The 15,109-nt window shown below is 64.2% G+C and carries 15 protein-coding genes; 6 read left to right on the top strand and 9 right to left on the bottom strand.

What is annotated here, in order from left to right; genetic code table 11:
* On the top strand, nt 1-290 hold a 290-nt coding region (locus tag HMPREF2734_RS11525; protein ID WP_141750418.1), incomplete at its 5' end, for an HNH endonuclease signature motif containing protein.
* Here the strand turns inward: HMPREF2734_RS11525 and glgB are convergent.
* Nucleotides 287-2,464 carry a 1,4-alpha-glucan branching protein GlgB gene (glgB, locus tag HMPREF2734_RS03990; protein WP_210384728.1) on the bottom strand — a complete coding sequence of 726 codons (2,178 nt, stop codon included), beginning with the start codon at nt 2,462-2,464 and terminating at the stop codon, nt 287-289. The two genes, HMPREF2734_RS11525 and glgB, sit on opposite strands and share 4 nt — an antisense overlap.
* An 8-nt stretch (nt 2,465-2,472) precedes the next feature.
* Nucleotides 2,473-4,494 carry a maltotransferase domain-containing protein gene (locus HMPREF2734_RS03985; protein WP_070569400.1) on the bottom strand — a complete coding sequence of 674 codons (2,022 nt, stop codon included), beginning with the start codon at nt 4,492-4,494 and terminating at the stop codon, nt 2,473-2,475.
* A gap of 139 nt (nt 4,495-4,633) precedes the next feature.
* Between HMPREF2734_RS03985 and HMPREF2734_RS03980 the strand changes: the two genes are divergently transcribed.
* The 5 genes from HMPREF2734_RS03980 to HMPREF2734_RS03960 are packed head-to-tail and all read left to right on the top strand — an operon-like array spanning nt 4,634 to nt 9,676.
* Nucleotides 4,634-5,428, top strand: coding sequence for an ABC transporter ATP-binding protein (locus HMPREF2734_RS03980; RefSeq protein ID WP_371440414.1), 795 nt, complete (start codon nt 4,634-4,636; stop codon nt 5,426-5,428).
* A gap of 18 nt (nt 5,429-5,446) precedes the next feature.
* The gene (locus HMPREF2734_RS03975) at nt 5,447-6,322 is read left to right on the top strand and encodes an NUDIX hydrolase (RefSeq protein WP_070569394.1); all 876 of its coding nucleotides are present in this window, start codon (nt 5,447-5,449) and stop codon (nt 6,320-6,322) included.
* A complete protein-coding gene (locus HMPREF2734_RS03970; RefSeq protein WP_070569391.1) occupies nt 6,312-7,451 on the top strand; it encodes a THUMP-like domain-containing protein in 1,140 nt (379 codons plus the stop codon). The genes HMPREF2734_RS03975 and HMPREF2734_RS03970 overlap by 11 nt, the downstream gene beginning before the upstream one ends.
* Nucleotides 7,452-7,461: 10 nt before the next feature.
* A complete protein-coding gene (locus HMPREF2734_RS03965) occupies nt 7,462-8,571 on the top strand; it encodes a cysteine desulfurase family protein (RefSeq protein WP_070569387.1) in 1,110 nt (369 codons plus the stop codon).
* A gap of 58 nt (nt 8,572-8,629) precedes the next feature.
* Nucleotides 8,630-9,676, top strand: coding sequence for a glycoside hydrolase family 25 protein (locus HMPREF2734_RS03960; protein WP_070569384.1), 1,047 nt, complete (start codon nt 8,630-8,632; stop codon nt 9,674-9,676).
* Here HMPREF2734_RS03960 and HMPREF2734_RS03955 read toward each other — a convergent pair.
* From HMPREF2734_RS03955 to HMPREF2734_RS03925, 7 genes are all read right to left on the bottom strand, one after another.
* A complete protein-coding gene (locus HMPREF2734_RS03955) occupies nt 9,673-10,461 on the bottom strand; it encodes a spermidine synthase (protein WP_070569381.1) in 789 nt (262 codons plus the stop codon). The two genes, HMPREF2734_RS03960 and HMPREF2734_RS03955, sit on opposite strands and share 4 nt — an antisense overlap.
* A gap of 22 nt (nt 10,462-10,483) precedes the next feature.
* Nucleotides 10,484-11,233, bottom strand: a complete 750-nt coding sequence (locus HMPREF2734_RS03950; protein ID WP_070569378.1) for an ABC transporter permease — start codon at nt 11,231-11,233, stop codon at nt 10,484-10,486.
* Between the two features lie 3 nt (nt 11,234-11,236).
* Complete coding sequence (locus HMPREF2734_RS03945; protein WP_070569375.1) at nt 11,237-11,983, bottom strand: ABC transporter permease; 747 nt, start codon at nt 11,981-11,983, stop codon at nt 11,237-11,239.
* The gene (locus HMPREF2734_RS03940) at nt 11,980-12,894 is read right to left on the bottom strand and encodes an ABC transporter ATP-binding protein (RefSeq protein ID WP_070569373.1); all 915 of its coding nucleotides are present in this window, start codon (nt 12,892-12,894) and stop codon (nt 11,980-11,982) included. Before HMPREF2734_RS03940 ends, HMPREF2734_RS03945 begins: the two co-directional genes overlap by 4 nt.
* Before the next feature lie 81 nt (nt 12,895-12,975).
* Complete coding sequence (locus tag HMPREF2734_RS03935; protein WP_070569369.1) at nt 12,976-13,656, bottom strand: response regulator; 681 nt, start codon at nt 13,654-13,656, stop codon at nt 12,976-12,978.
* Nucleotides 13,653-14,759, bottom strand: coding sequence for a sensor histidine kinase (locus tag HMPREF2734_RS03930; protein ID WP_083308073.1), 1,107 nt, complete (start codon nt 14,757-14,759; stop codon nt 13,653-13,655). The genes HMPREF2734_RS03935 and HMPREF2734_RS03930 overlap by 4 nt, the downstream gene beginning before the upstream one ends.
* Nucleotides 14,760-14,814: 55 nt before the next feature.
* The gene (locus tag HMPREF2734_RS03925; protein WP_070569367.1) at nt 14,815-15,102 is read right to left on the bottom strand and encodes a metal-sensitive transcriptional regulator; all 288 of its coding nucleotides are present in this window, start codon (nt 15,100-15,102) and stop codon (nt 14,815-14,817) included.
* Nucleotides 15,103-15,109: the final 7 nt, after the last annotated feature.

Genomic DNA, 15,109 nt, shown 5'->3' with positions numbered 1-15,109 from the left:
GTGATTTGGCCAAGTTGGTCTCGCCGGTGTGTGCATTCCCTGGGTGTCGTCACGGGGCTGACAACTGCGAGTTACACCACGTGGAGGCGTGGCGGCATGGCGGGGAGACCAATATTGGCAACCTTGCGCCGCTATGCAGGTATCACAACCGGGTCAATGATGATGACCCGTGGCGTAAGAAACGGGGCCGGATCGTCATGGTGCGGGGTGCGCCAGTATGGATCTCACCCCGCGGCTACCCGGTGAAAAACACCAACCGCGGGGCAATGGACCAACTCTTCGGCTTTTAGCGCCGGAGGACGTAGTACTGCACGCTCATGGCTGGGATGTGCAGCTCAATGGACTGGTCGAACCGGTCCCACTCGGTGGGTTCGGTGTGCACGGTGCGCGGCAGTTCGTTGCCCGCGCCACCGTAGACTGATTCGTCGGTGTTGATCAGCATGTCCCATGCGCCTGCTTCGGGCAGGCCGAGGCGGTAGTTGGGCAGGGAGACTCCCGAGAGGTTGATCACGGCGAGGACTGGGGTGGCGTCGACGCCCCAGCGGATGTAGGCGAGGACGTTGTTTGAGGCGTCGTCGCCCTTGATCCACTGGAAGCCCATGGGGGTGTTGTCTTGGGAGTACAGGGCGGGGGTGTCGCGGTAGACCAGGTTGAGGTCGCGTACGAGGCGTTTGATGCCGGCGTGGTAGTCGCGGTGCAGGTCGTCCCAGTTGATGGAGTGGGCTTCGTCCCATTCGGTGGTTTGGCCCCATTCGCAGCCCATGAACATGAGCGGTTTGCCGGGGTGGGAGTACATGTAGCCGTAAAGGGCGCGTAAGCCTGCGGCTTTGTTCCAGTCGTCGCCAGGCATGCGCTGCCACAGGGAGCCTTTGCCGTGGACGACTTCGTCGTGGCTGAACGGTAGGACGTAGCGTTCGGAGAAGGCGTAGACGAGCGAGAAGGTGATTTCGTTGTGGTGGTGGGAGCGGTGGACGGGGTCGAGTGAGAAGTATTCGAGGGTGTCGTTCATCCAACCCATGTTCCACTTCATGGAGAATCCGAGGCCGTCGGCGTCGGTTTGGGCGGTCACGCCTGGCCATGCGGTGGATTCTTCGGCGATGGTGAGCACGCCGGGGTGTTCGCGGTGGACGGTGGCGTTCATTTCTTGGAGGAATTGGACGGCTTCCCAGTGTTCGCGGCCGCCGTGTTGGTTGGGGAGCCATTCGCCGGGTTCGCGGGAGTAGTCGAGGTAGAGCATGGAGGCGACGGCGTCGACGCGGATGCCGTCGAGGTGGAATTCTTCGAACCAGTACAGGGCGTTGGCGACGAGGAAGTTGCGGACTTCGCGGCGGCCGAAGTTGAACACGTAGGTGCCCCAGTCGCGTTGTTCGCCGCGTCGCCAGTCGGGGTGTTCGTAGAGGGGTGTGCCGTCGAAGCGTGCGAGGGCGAAGTCGTCTTTGGGGAAGTGGGCGGGCACCCAGTCGACGATGACGCCGATGCCGTTGGCGTGCAGTGTGTCGACGAGGCGGCGGAAGTCGTCGGGGCTTCCCCAGCGTGCGGTGGGGGCGTAGTAGCCGGTGACTTGGTATCCCCAGGAGCCGCCGAAGGGGTGTTCGGCGACGGGGAGGAATTCGACGTGGGTGTAGCCGTTGTCGACGAGGTAGGGCACGAGTTCGTCGGTAAGCGTGGCGTAGGTGGAGCCTTGTTTCCAGGAGCCGATGTGGCATTCGTAGATGCTCATGGCGGAGTTGGTGGCATCGCGTCCGGCACGGGCGGTGATCCAGTCGTGGTCGCTCCATTCGAATTCGCTTGGCTTTGCGACGACCGAGACCGTCTCCGGCGGAGTCAACGTGCGTTTAGCCAGCGGGTCGGCTTTGTCGATGCGTGTGCCGTCTGCGGTGTGGATGGCGAATTTGTAAGCGTCGCCGTCGCCGATGCCTGGGATGAAGATTTCCCACACACCGGAGACACCGAGGCTGCGCATGGGGTATTGGCTGGGGTTCCAGGAGCAGAAGTCGCCGATGACGGCTACGCCGGTGGCGTTTGGCGCCCAGACGGCAAATGAGGTGCCGGTGACGACGCCGAGGGTGGTTTCGTAGGTGCGGACGTTCGCGCCGAGGACGTCCCAGAGACGTTCGTGGCGGCCTTCGTTGATGAGGTGGATGTCAAGGGAGCCGAGGGTGGGCAGGAAGTTGTAGGCATCGGCGACGATGATGGGGGCTGCACCGGGGTAGGTGATGCGGTAGCGGTAGTCGGGGGTGTGGGTGTCGTCGAGGGTGGTGGCCCAGATGTCGTCGCCAAGCGGCTGCATGGGTTGGGACGCGTTGTGGATGAGTAGTTCGACGCGTTCGGCGCCGATGAAGCGGGCGCGGATGATCGAGCCGTCGCCGTGGGGGTGCCAGCCGTAGATGTCGTGGGGTGCGTTGTGGGTGCAGGCGAGGAGGCGTTGGCGGTCCCCGTCCGGGATGAGCAGGTTGGTGTTCATGGTGGTCCTTAGGGGCGGTAGTCGTGGTCTGAGATCTGACGGTACGCGAGTGCTTCTCGACGATCCGGCGCAACCTCCGGCAAACGCAGAATGTGCGCGACGTTTTTCTCGGGTGTGAGTTTGATGTAGTTGCCGGTTTCGGCGGTTGTCCAGGTGTATCGCTCGTTGGTGATCTGGTCGTGAACGTCAAAGGTGCCAGGGGCTATGCCGATGGCGTCGGCGTCGATGTGCAGCATGCCTTCTTGGGTGCCGGTGGGGTCCAGATTGACGACGACCAACACCGCGTTGCCGGAAATCGCATCGACCTTGGAGTAGGCGATGAGGTTGTCGTTGTCGATCCGGTGGAAGCGGATTTGGCGCAGTTGCTGCAGGGCGGGGTTGTCGCGACGGATCTGGTTGAGCAGCGTCAGGTACGGCTCGAGGGATTTGCCTTGCTTGAGAGCAGCGTCGAAGTCGCGGTGGCGCAGTTGGTATTTCTCGCTGTCGTGGTATTCCTCGCTGCCGGCGGCGACGGGGCGGTTTTCGTAGAGTTCGTAGCCGGAGTACACGCCCCACAATGGGCTCATGGTGGCGGCGAGTGTGGCGCGCAGGGCAAAGGCTGCCGGGCCACCGGTCTGCAGGGTGGCGTGCAGGATGTCGGGGGTGTTGACGAAGAGGTTGGGGCGGGAGACGTCGGCGACGTCGACAAGCAGTTGGGCAAAGTCGGTCAACTCCGCCTTGGTCACCTTCCAGGTGAAGTGGGTGTACGACTGGCTAAACCCAGCCTTGGACAGCCCGTACATGCGCGGCGGGCGGGTAAACGCCTCGGCGAGGAAGATGACGTCCGGGTCGGTTTCGTGGACCTTGGAAATGAGCCAGTGCCAGAAGTTCACCGGCTTCGTGTGGGGATTGTCTACACGGAAGGTGGTCACGCCGAGGTTGACCCAGTACATGAGCACCCGGTAGATCTCGGCGTAGAGCGCCTCGGGCGCGTTGTCGAAGTTCAGCGGGTAGATGTCCTGGTATTTCTTTGGCGGGTTTTCGGCGTACGCGATGGTGCCGTCGGCGAGCACGGTGAAAAACTCCGGGTGCTCTTTCGCCCACGGGTGATCGGGCGCAGCCTGCAGGGCGAAGTCGAGGGCGATCTCCAGACCCAACTCGTTGGCTTGGTCCATCATGTCCAAAAATTCGTCCTCGCCGCCCAGGTTTGGGTCGAAGGCGTCGTGGCCGCCGTATTTAGACCCGATGGCCCACGGGGAGCCGACGTCGCCGTCTTCGGGGGTGAGGGTGTTGTTGCGGCCTTTGCGGTTGACCTCGCCAATCGGGTGGATGGGCGGGAAATAGACGGTGTCGAACCCCATCGCCGCCACTCGGTCCAATTGCGCCGCGGTGGTGGCCCAGGTGCCGTGGATCGGGTTGCCCTTTTTATCCACACCGCCGGTGGAGCGCGGAAACAGTTCGTACCAGGAGTTCACGAGTGCCTCGCGACGCTCCACAAGGATATCGGCGACGGGCCCGCGGGTGACCAATTCACGCAGGGGGTGTTCGGCGAGCACGTCTTGCACCTCCTGGGAACACCCGGGGGTGATGCGTTGGGAAAGGGGCAGGGTGTCGTCGATAAGCGATGCGCGCGCGGAGGCAAGCACCGGGGAAGCATGCTGAGCAATCGCGGCGTCGAACAATTCCACGCCATGCGCAATATCGTTGGACAACTCCGCTAACGACTGGCCGGCGGCGAGCTTCTTTTCCACCGCGTTGCGCCACGTGGCCATGACGTCGCTCCACGCATCCACCCGATAGCGCCACAGACCTTGCTCGTCCGGCACAAACACCGCATGGCAATAATCCGGCCGATAAAACTCGGCGTGCATCGGCACCTCGTACTGCGCACCCGACGGCGCGACAAGTACCAGCGTCGCAGCAATCGCATCGTGGCCCTCGCGCCACACCAACGCGGAAACCGGCACGACCTCACCAACAACCGCCTTCGACGGCAACGTGCGCCCAGAGACCTGGGGGCGGACGTCGTCGATGCCGAAGCGAGCAACCATCATCAAAACCTTCCGAGCGACCATTGATTCACCCGCCAGGGTAGCGCGGGGCAACCACACACGCGGGCCGAAATAGGCCAAGATGGGGGACGTGAATCAGACAGAGGAATTGGTGACAGATCCGGACCTGCTCATCGACATGCGCGACGTGTCCTTCATTCGCGGCGGACACACGCTCGTCGGCCCTGTCGATTGGCAGGTCGAGCTCGACGAGAGGTGGGTGGTCATCGGGCCGAACGGCGCCGGTAAGACCACCTTGATCCGGATGGCGTCGGCGCAGGAATTCCCATCGGCAGGCCACGTGTTCATTCTCGGCGAGCGCGTCGGCGCGACCGATATGCGCGACCTGCGTGCCGCGATCGGCGTGACGTCCTCCGCGGTGGCGAACCGTGTGCCGGAGGACGAGAAGGTCGGCGACCTCGTGGTCTCCGCTGGTTACGCCATTTTGGGGCGTTGGCGCGAGGACTACGACGAGATGGATTACGACCAAGCCCTCGAAGTACTTGAGCAAGTCGGCGCGATGCACCTGATCGACCGTCGCTGGGGCACCCTGTCTGACGGCGAGAAGAAGCGCGTGCTCGTTGCGCGTGCCGTGATGACCAACCCGGAGCTGCTCATTCTCGACGAGCCCGCCGCCGGCATGGACCTCGGCGGCCGTGAGGACCTCCTGGCCTACCTGGGGGATCTGGCAATGGACCCCGATGCGCCGGCGATCGTCATGATCACCCACCACCTGGAGGAGATCCCGGACGGGTTTACCCACGCGATGCTGCTGGACGAAGGCGAGATCGTCGCCCAAGGGCTCATCGATGACGTGCTGACGTCCGAGAACGTCTCGCGCGCCTACCACCAGCCGATCGAAGTGACGCGCGCTGACGGGCGTTTCTTCGCACGCCGCGCCCGTTCAGCCCGTAGGGGTGCACACCGGGCGTAGACCGCCGGGGTGGGAGCAATGCCGACGGAGAAGAAGCGCAACGAGGCCGTGTTGTCGCACGACGAGGCCGATTCGATTGACCCGAGCGAGAAGAGCGGGTTTTTCGGTGCGCGTTTATCTGCGACGGTGATTCTGCTGCGCAACAGCGCCGATGGCATTGAGGTGTGGGTGCAGGAGCGTGTCCTGTCCATGCCGAATTACCCGGGGTTGACGGTGTTTCCGGGCGGCGGGGTGGATTCGCGTGATTTCCCGCCGCGTGCCTGGGACGATGGCGAGTTGTGGCTTGGGCGTTCCGCGATTTCGCTTGCTCGCCAGCTCGGGGTGACCAAATACAAGGCTCACGCGGTGTTGTTCGCGGCGGTGCGCGAGCTGTTCGAGGAGACTGGCACGCTGCTTGCGGTTGACGATGACGGCACGCTTCTCGACGACGCCCGCCCCTTCCACAACCACCGCCTCCGGCTCGAATCTCACGAGCTTTCCCTGACTGACGTGTTGCAGGAGAGCAACCTCAACGTGTGCGCGGACCTGCTCAAGCCGGTGGCGCGCTGGGTCGGGGTGTCTGAAAGTGGCAACTGGTTTGACACGTTTACGTTTGTTGCTGCCAACCCGGAGGGCCAAGAGCCTGACTCGAATACGGACGAGGCAGATGATGCGAACTGGTTCCCGCCGCAATTGCTTCTCGACGGCTGGCGCCACGGCCTCGTTCGCCTCGCCCCCTCCACGTGGGCGCAGTTAAGCGAGCTGCGACGCTTTGAAACTGTCGACGACGTCCTGCACGCCGCGGAAGGAGCAAGCCTCGCTCCCGTGATCGGTGACCCGGTCGACGATGCGCGATACGAAGAGTTCTTCACGTTCCGACCAGTAGACCGGATTGGAAAACGCTATGACATTTAGCGTCGCAGAGGCACGGTTCCTCGCAGCGAACGCTGACGCGATCTCCGCAGTCGAGCCCGAGATCGCCCTGACCAAAAAGAGCGTGTTCGCCGACCGTGCGGTGTTGGACCAACACTTTGGCGACTACGCCCGAGCCGTCAGCGCGCTTATCGCCGCCCGGCGCGCCGCAGCCGGCAAGTTTCCTGCCCTTTGGCTTACCGATGCCGACGCCGCGCAGCAGGCCACCCCAGCACGCGTAGCGGGGGTACGTGCCGCGCGCATTGCCGAGGCGGGAGCGCAGATGGTGCACGACGTGACGTGTTCTGTCGGCTCGGAGGCGCCGGCGTTTCGTCAGCGCGGCATTGCGTGGATGGGCAGCGACTTAGACATGCCTCGTTTGATCATGGCGCGGCACAACTTGGGGCAAGAGGCGTGGCTGGCGCAGGCGGATGCGCTCAAGCCGGTGACGTCTGACGGGGTGGTGGTTGCTGATCCAGCGCGTCGCGCCGGGGGCCGCCGAATCACCGACCCAGCCCAGTTGCTTCCACCGCTGCCGGATTTGCTCGATGCGCACGCCGGCCGCGAGATGGCAGTGAAGTGCGCGCCGGGCATCGACTATTCGGAGTGGGACGGTCTGGTCAGCGTGGTGTCCGTCGACGGCGGTGTCAAGGAGGCGTGTTTGTATACGCCGGGGTTGGCGGGAGGGGTTCGTCGAGAAGCGGTGGTCCTGCGAGATGGCGAGGAGCGCGTCACCGATCTTGACGACGACACCGTCGACGTCACCGCCCCACAGCGCTACATCATCGACCCGGACGGGGCAGTGGTGCGCGCGGGACTGGTGCGCGGGTGGGCGGCGCGCCACAGGCTGAGCATGCTCGACGAGCACATTGCGTATCTGACCGGCGAGCAGATCCCAGCAGGCTACAGTGGCTTTCCCTTCCTGGAAGCCGTGCCGCTGCGCAGCCTGAAGAAGGCGCTTGCCTCCCACGGTGCGGGAAGCGTGGAGATCCTCGTACGTGGCGTGGATGTGGACCCGGACCAGTTGCGCAAGAAATTGAAGCTGCGCGGCAAGGCACAGATGGCGGTGGTGATCGCGCGGATTGGGGATCAGGCGGTGGCGCATGTGTGCGAGCCGCGCGTGCACGCCTAACCTTGGGCGCATGGTCTATTTCGATCACGCTGCTACAACTCCGATGCGCCAAAGTGCGATCGACGCGTGGGTGGAACACGCAGGCGCCCTCAACGCGGGAAGCCAACACGCCGCGGGGCGCAAGGCGAACGCTGTGCTTGCCGACGCCCGCGAGCGCATCGCGGGCGCCCTCGGCGCTGACCCCGTCGAGGTGGTGTTTACCGGCTCGGGCACAGAGGCCAACAACATTGGGGTGCGTGGGCTGTTTGATGCATCCGAGCTGGATCGGGTGGTTGCCACGCCGATCGAGCACCCCGCCGTGCTCGAGGTAGTCAAGTCTCTGGGCCAGACTGGGGCGGATGTGGAGTGGCTGCCGGTGGGTCGCGACGGGCACGTTACGGACTTGAGTGCGCTGGATACGCCGGCGGCGGTTGCGACGATGATGTGGGCGAACAACGAAACTGGCGCGATTCAACCGGTGGGTGAGGCGATTGAGCGCGCCACCGCCGCCGGCACGCCGGTGCATGTCGACGCCGTGCAGGCCGTAGGTCACGTGCCGGTGGACTTCCACGCGCTAGGCGCGACCACGCTTGCGGCCAGCGCTCACAAGTTTGGCGGCCCGCGCGGCACCGGCATTCTGCTGGCGAAGCGTTCGCCCGCGCCGAAGCCGGTGATTCTGGGCGGGGGGCAGGAGCGCGGGATCCGCTCCGGCACCGTCGACGTCGCATCGGCCGCCGCCACGGCGGTGGCGCTCGAGGAGGCGATCGCAGAACATACCGAGATTGAGCGCCTGCGGGATGCGCTCATTGAGGGGGTGAGGCAACGTGTGGATGGGGTGGTCGTCGCAACGCAAGAGCCCGCGCTGCCGGGGCACGCGCACTTCATGTTCCCCGGCGCGAACGCGGACGCGCTGATCATGTTGCTGGACGTGCAGGGTATATCGGTGTCGGCAGGCTCGGCGTGCGCCAGTGGCGTGCTGCGCATGAGTCACGTGCTTGAGGCGATGGGCTACAGCGAGCGTGAGGCGATGGGGGCGCTGCGTGTGACGGTCGGGCGTACGAACACAGCGCAGGACGTGGAAGCGTTCCTCAACGCGATTCCGGATGTGGTGGCTAAGGCGCGGGAGGCCGGCGCGCTCTAACCCGCAACGCGCGTGTCGCATGTGATGTGTGTGATTTGGGTGCACTAGTGTTGCCCGCATGCAGATGTCTCGCCGAATCCGTACCGCAGCAGCCGCTGTCGCCGCCCTGCTGTTTGCCACAACCGTCACGCCGCTTGGCCAGGCCGACGCCCAGTCGATCCCTGGGTTGGTCTCCGGCGTTGATGTTGCAGGGCACCAGCGTCCGGGCGGTGCGGCCATCGACTGGCGCTCGGTGGGCACGATCGGCGGCCAGGACTTCGCTTTTGTCAAGGCCTCTGAGGGCGAGGGCTGGAAGAACGAGTTTTACGACGAGGACGCCAAAGCCGCTGCTGAAGCCGGCCTGAAGGTCGGCGCCTACCACTACGCACGCCCCGCCGAGGATCCGGTCACCCAGGCGCGCTACTTCGCCTCCGTGATCAACGAGGGCCCGGCAACGCAGTTGCCGCCGGTGCTCGACCTGGAGGTCGCCGAGGGCCTCGGCCCGGTCCAGCTTGCGGCGTGGACGCAGCGCTTTTTGTCTGAGGTGCAGGCGCAGACGGGCAAGAAGCCGATGATCTACACGTACCGCTACTTCTGGTACGAGCACATGAACGACACCTCTGCGTTCACGTCCTACCCACTGTGGCTTGCCGCGTACCAGAATCAACCCCCGGCGCCGGTTGGTGGTTGGGACAAACTGTCGTTTTGGCAGCGCAGCGACTCCGGTCGCGTCGTCGGCATCAACACCCCGGTGGACATGAACCTGTTCAACGGCACGTCGGGCCAGTTGAACCAGTTCGCCGCGGGCAACTTGAACGCTGCTGGTGGCGTGTTGGAGCGTTTCCAGGCGCCTGATTCCGGCGAGTTAAAGGTGCTTGAGCAGGACAGCACGAAGTTGGTTGTCGCAGTCCTTGCACTGGCCGCGGGTGGTCTTGGTGTGCAGCAGTTCATCGACGCCGCACGTGTCGCAGGCTTTGATCTGACGGATGCGAACAACATCGCGCGCTTGGTCCAGCAGCTCGCGGGCCAAGGCGAGCTGCCTATCGACGACCTACGCAACATGATGGTCGGCAACTACCAAATCGGTGATCTGCTGATTTTGTTGGATAACGCGCTGAAGCACTAGTCGTGGCGTGGGGTCGTCGCAAAGCGGCGCGCCCACGCAAGCCCCTTGAACTGCGCTGGCACTGCGCCTTTGAGCAGTTCGCGGGTGAGTACGTCGCCGGCTTCGATGGGGTGGTTCGCGCCGATGAGCACGATGTTGCCGTAGCGGCGCCCCTTGAACATCGGCGGGTCGGCGATCGCCGCAACGTGGGGAAACACCTCCAGCATGCCGGCGAGTTCCTCTTTCGCCTCCTTCAAGTCGGCTTGGGAGCCGCAGTTGGCGAGGTAGAAGCCACGATCGCTTATCGACGACCGCACCGCCGCATAGAACTCCACCGTCGTCAGATTCCGCGGTGTGGTGGCCGACGAGAACACGTCTCGGATGATCACGTCGCGGGTGGCGGGTTTGAAGGTGTTGGTGACGTCGCGGGCGTCGTCGACACGAATCTTCACGGCTGGGGCGCGCGGGATGTCGAAAAGCTCGCGGGCGAGCACCGCCAACTCGGAATCGATCTCCACCACCGTGTTGCGCGAGCCCTTCCACGCGCTGGCAAAGTAGCGCGCCAACGTGCACGCGCCGCCGCCCAGGTGCGTCAGCCGCGACTTCGGCTTCGCCTCGTCGGGGTAGTGGGTATCCAAAAAGTCCGCCATCCAGCGCATGTACTCAAAGTCGAGGCGCTGCGGATCACCCGGCACGATATGGGAACTGGGCACCCCGTTGACCAGCAACACCATCGACCCGTCCGGCTCGTGGAGCACTTCCGCGACACCGGTGTCGATTTCATAAAACTCACTTTTGGCGACCATGGCTGGTGAGGGTACCTGGCGCCTAGAGGCGCGCGTCGGTGCCCCGTAGGTAGGCCACAGCAACCGCCCAGCCAGCCACGGTCAACGCTGCGGAGGCGGCGAGAACGCCTGTAACGGTGCCAGTATCGAGCGCTCCAGCGGTGGCGACGGCGGAACTGCCCAGCCACAGCGTGTGCGACAACAACGCAGGCGCCACGATGAACCGCACGCCAGGCACCCCAGCCGCGAGTGCGCCAAACGATACGAGACTTACCACCACCGCAATGCCGATGGGTGCTGCAAAACTACGGATGACCATAGACAGCAGTGACTGCCATGACGCCACCGCAACGGCTGGTGCCAGGGCCAATAACGCTGCGACGAGGAGCTCGCCTGGCACTGCACCGGGAATCCCCAACGCCCAACCGACGAACAACGTGAGGCCGATGAGAACAGCGTGCATCGCTGCGACAGTAACCGCGATCGCGGCGATTTTCGACGCCACCAGGTTGCCCACCGAACGCGTCGAAGTGAGCATGGTGAGCCAGTTGTGTCCGCGGTGCTCGACCCGCCAGGCGGCTGCGGCGAGGATCGCGATGCCAGCAGTGCAGAACAGCAACCCATAAAACAGCATGACTTGCGAGAAGTAGCTGCCCCAACCGGCGGTCAGGGTGCCGGTGTTCGCGGCGTAGTTGCCGGCGCCGATCGCGACGGCAACTACGGGGACGAGGAACGCGACCGCCCAGACGTGGGAGCGTCGAAACTTGAGCAGGTCGTTAAGGATTAGGTCCATGGTCTAGATCTCCTTTCGATCCAGGGCTTTGGTACCGGCGACCAAGACCGCTACGGCGAGGACGAGGTAGCCGCTCCACAGCAACCAGCCGGGCTGCGACGGGGTGACCCCTGCTTCAGTGAAGCCGAACGGGAGGATCACAGCGACGTATCCGAAGGGATTGACTGCAGCCAGCCACGGTGGGGACAGCAGTGATGCGATGCCAAAGAACCCGCCGACGACCCCGACGGCGAGCACGACAAGTTGCGACTCGACAAGCGCGGCGAGCAGCAGCATCACAGCGAGGAGCGCAAGTGTGGTGCCCGCGACACCGAGACCGAAGCGCAGCCATGTCTCCAGCATCGCTCCGCGCGGTGCAGGCGCGCCCATCGCGACAGGCAGCGCTATGGCCCCAGCGAACTCAATACACTTTGCGACGACAACTACCACCGTCGCAACACCAAACTTTCGAAGAAGCAGCGCCCCGGGGCGAGTACCTGCGATGGCGTTGAGCCGCCACCCGCCACTGATGTGCTCCGTATCCACGATGCGGCTAGCCACCAGTGCTAACTGCAACGGGGTCAGAAACGCCAGCGCCATGGCGATTCCGATGAGATGTCCCGCCCATGCGGTATCTGGGTTGGCCTGGAATGCGGCGGCATTGTCGCCTGCGAAGAGACTCATGTTGGCGAAGAGGACGATCCCCACCGTCATGAGCAGGCTAAGCCACACGATTTTGGTGCGTTTGAGTTTGGCAAATTCCACCATCATGCGCTTGCCACCTCGTCGTTGGTCAAGCCGATGAAGATGTCCTCGAGGCTGCGGCGCTTGCGCAGGACCTGGTGTAGCGGTACGCCGTGTGTAACCAGGAGGGCGATGGTGTGGGCGAGGTGGTCGTCGTCAAGCCCGGAAAGCTCCACGCCACCCTCGACCCGTTTCGGTTGCAGTGCGCGAAGGACCGAGACCGCAGTTGCAGCATCCGGCGTCTGGATGAACACATCCGGCAGTTGCGCGCTGTACAGCTCGTCTTGGGAGCCCTGGAACACGAGCTTGCCGTGGTTGATGATGGTCAGGTCGGTCGCCATCTTCTCGATCTCTGACAACAGGTGGCTCGACACCAGCACGGTGCGGCCCTGGTCGCGGGCGAGGCTGATGATGAGTTCGCGGATCTCCTCGATGCCGGCGGGGTCGAGGCCGTTGGTGGGCTCGTCGAGAATAAGCAACTGTGGGTCGCGTGCGAGTGCCATCGCGATGCCGAGGCGCTGCTTCATGCCCAGCGAATAGTTTTTCACCAGTTTGTCCATCTGACCCTCGAGGCGCACTAGCGATACCGCGCGGCGCACCGCTTCGGGATCGGCGCCGAGCAGACGCGTGACAATGCGCATGTTTTCACCACCCGTGAGGTGCGGGTAGGCCGCAGGTGCTTCGATGAGCGAGCCGACACTCGAAAGCACCTGTGCGCGGTTCGCTCGCGTCATGGGTTGGCCAAGCACGCTGATGTCGCCGTGCGTTGGGGTGACGAGGCCAAGCAGCATCTTCATCGTGGTGGATTTGCCGGAACCGTTCGGGCCGAGCAAGCCGTGTACGACGCCGGGAGCGACCTTGAGGTCGAGGTTGTGGACGACGTCTGTGTGTCCGTAGGTTTTGGTCAGACCGTGGGTCTGAATCATCGGTGTTTCCATGACCCCAAGGCTCGCGCAACGGAAGGGGGTTTCGCGTCGGCGCGAGGGACGATTTTGAAGGTGATACCGGGGTATGACGCGTCAGGAGTCCAACAGGTCGGTGCGCGACACTAGCCCGGTGCGGTAGGCGAAAAGTGCTGCGTGGACGCGGTCTCGCGACTGTGTCTTCGCCAGCACCCGGCCCACGTGGGTTTTCACCGTGGGCATGGAGATGAACATCCGCTGGGCAATCTCCCCGTTGGACCACCCGCGGCCGATTGCCACGAGCACTTCGCGCTCGCGTTCCGTCAGTTCGCGAAACGCCAGCCGGTCGGCGGGGGACAGAGCGACCGTTTCCTCATCCGGCGCATGCAGCTTTGCGACGACCCTATTCGTCGCCCGTGGCGAAATCACCGCATCGCCGTGAGCCACGGTGCGGATAGCGTCAAGCAAAGCCTCCGGCTCGGCATCCTTGAGCAGAAAACCGCTGGCACCGGCGCCAAGGCCGCCGAGGACGTAGGCTTCGTCGTCAAACGTGGTCAGGATGATCACCTTTGTCGCCGGATGCTTTGCGACGACCTGCCTCGTCGCGGCGATGCCGTCCAGCACCGGCATCTGCACATCCATGAGCACGACGTCCACCGTGGCATTGCCGGATGCCTCGATAGCTTCAGCACCATTGGCGGCGAGCCAGCGCACCTCCAAATCCGGCTGCGAGTCGATGACGTTGCGGATGCCGTGGAGAAACAACGCTTGGTCGTCTGCGAGTCCGAGAGTGATCATGAGTTCAGCGGGATCCTTGCCGTTGTGGTCCAGGTGCCGGCGGGGGTGGCGGATGCGGTCACCGTGCCGCCGGAAAGCGCCGCGCGCTGCCGCATGCCCTCCACTCCGTGGCCCGGACGAGTAGTCGCGCCGGGAGCGACCGGGTTCGTCATTTCTACCACGACGGTATCTGCGCCCCAGCGCACCGAGAGCTCGGCGTGACCGGTGCCGTGCTTCATGGCGTTGGTCAGGGACTCCTGCACGATGCGCTGGACGGTAAGCGCGGTGGCCGGGGCCAGGTGCTCGGGAGGGGTGCCCTCGGCGGTGTATGCGACGTTAAGCCCGCCCGCGCGGCTGGTGGCGACCAAGCCGTCGATGTCCAGTTGCGTTGTTGGTTCAAGGGGGCGCTGTTCAGGGTCGCGCAGCAGCTCCACCACGCCGCGCATCTGGCGCAGCGAGTCGCGGCCGACGTTGCCGATGGTGTGCAGCGCCTCGTCCTTCGCCTCCGGGGTAGCGGCGAAGCGCGCGCCGTCGGCCTGCGCAACAATGACGGTCAGTGAGTGGGTGACAATGTCGTGGATTTCTCGCGCCAAGTGGGCGCGCTGCTCCTGGGCTGCGCGTTCAAACTCGGCACGCTGGCGCGCCAGCTCCTGCTCCGCACTTTCGTCGGCTCGGCGTCGCAGCTCGCCGAAGAGTAACGCCACGGTCAGCAGGGTTACGCTCCAAACGACGTATGGGATTCGGTCCGTTGGCTCGAGTTCCCGAAGAGCTGGCACAACGAACCCGATAGCGACGATATCGCCGACGAGCAGGCCAGCGGTTGCGACGTCACGCAACGGCACAGGCAGATGGCGCCTCGTCACATACGCAGCGAATGGGCCAAGCGCGATCACACCGATCGGCAGCACCTCGCTAAACGACGCGACTACCAGGGCCGCAGCAATTCCGACCACAGTTGCCAGCGGCCAGCGCCACCGCGTAAACGGCACCACCAGCGCGCCGACAAGCAACGCAAAGCTCAATGCCTGCGGGGACGACACGACGCCAAGTGCACACATCATCACCAGCGAGGCTGCAAACGAGGCGTTGCGGATCGTGGTTAGGGGTGTCGTCGACAAGCGCATGCTCGCAAAGGCTAGTTGTCGCTCCGCATGCGCGCGTCGTACTGCGGTATGACGTTTAGGACTTCACCATTCGCGCGATTGCGGCGGACGCCTCTTCGATCTTGGCGTCGGCTTCCTGCCCGTCGCTGATCGCATCGGCAACACAGTGCTTCAAGTGGTCGTCCAGCAAACCCAGTGCTACGCCCTTCAGCGCCGCGTTGACCGCACTGATCTGGGTGAGGATGTCGATGCAGTAGGCGTTTTCGTCGATCATGCGGTGGATACCGCGGGTTTGCCCCTCGATTCGTTTGAGCCGGGCGAGGTAGCGGTCTTTATCGCTGATGTAGCCGTGGTCGTTCATCATGGGCCTC

This window comes from Corynebacterium sp. HMSC055D05 (assembly GCF_001810365.1).
Classification (GTDB): Bacteria; Actinomycetota; Actinomycetes; order Mycobacteriales; family Mycobacteriaceae; genus Corynebacterium; species Corynebacterium coyleae.
The sequence above is the reverse complement of the archived record's forward strand: the minus strand, read 5'-3'. Positions and strand labels throughout refer to the sequence as shown.